This window comes from Mesorhizobium sp. M7A.F.Ca.CA.002.05.1.1 (assembly GCF_003998335.1).
GTDB lineage: Bacteria > Pseudomonadota > Alphaproteobacteria > Rhizobiales > Rhizobiaceae > Mesorhizobium.
The window spans coordinates 1-1,136 of record NZ_RZQI01001310.1 but is presented as its reverse complement, the minus strand read 5'-3'; the positions used below and the strand labels follow the sequence as shown (position 1 = coordinate 1,136).

Annotated in this window: 1 protein-coding gene; it reads left to right on the top strand. The window is 63.2% G+C overall.

Annotated elements, in window-relative coordinates; genetic code table 11:
- Positions 1-1,136, top strand: a 1,136-nt coding sequence (locus tag EN939_RS35145; RefSeq protein WP_127271938.1) for a PAS domain S-box protein, incomplete at both ends; no start/stop codon positions are given.

Here is a 1,136-nt window from a genome sequence, read left to right as displayed (position 1 = left end):
GGGCGTGCTGGCGACCTCGATCCTGCTGTCGAGCCTGGATTTCGGCACCGAAGCGTTGAGGCTCTGCCTGCAGATCGCGGTGGCGGTGGCGGCGGGCGCGCTGTTCCTCGCCGCCCTGTCTATCCGCAGGATCAGCAGGGATCGCCAGCAGATCGCCGAGAGCGAGCTGCGCTTCCGCCGCGCCATGGAGGATTCGGCGATCGGCATCGTGGTTGTCGGTCTCGACGGTCGCATCCGCCAAACCAATCCGGCCTTCGCCGCCATGCTTGGCTACACAAGCGAAGAGATCGAGGCGCTGACTTTCTTCCAGATCACGCATCCCGACGATCTGCTGATCGGGCGGGAGACGATGGACGATCTGAAGGCGGGCACGGTCAATTCCTTCCACTTCGAGAAGCGTTATCTCAGGAAGGACGGAACGCCCGTCTGGGCTCATCTTGCCGGTTCGGTCATTCGCGATGAGACCAGCGGCCGCCCGCTCTATCTCGTTTCGCAAATCGAGAACATCGACGCGCGCAAGCAGGCCGAGGCGCGCATTGCCGAGGCGGAGACGCGTTGGAATTTTGCTCTGGCTGGTGCCGGCCAAGGCGTCTGGGACCTCGACATGCGCAAGGGGGGCACGACCTATTCCTCGACCTGGGTCAAGATGCTGGGCTATGCGGATGGCGAGCTCGATGGCGACACCGATCGCTGGCTGACGATGATTCATCCCGACGATCGCGAGACTGTCGCCGAAGCGGATCGCGCTCATCTCGAGGGCAAGACACCGTTCTTTGAGGCCGAGTTCAGGATGCGCCACAAGGATGGCCACTGGATGTGGATACTCGACCGCGGCAAGGCCATCGAACGCGACGAGAATGGACGGCTGATCAGGGCCATCGGCAGCCTGACCGACATCACCCGCCGCAAGGAGGCCGAAGAGCGCCTTACTGTGTCAGCGGCAATGCTTGCCGACGAAAAGGAGCGGTTGAGGGTGACGCTGCAATCGATCGGCGATGCCGTCATCTGCACCGACGCCGCAAACGGTATCACCTTCATGAACCCGGTCGCCGAAAAGCTGACCGGGATTGCCGGCGGCGAGGCTCTCGGCAAGATGCTTGGCCATGTCTACTGGGCGGTCGACGAGGAGACGGGGC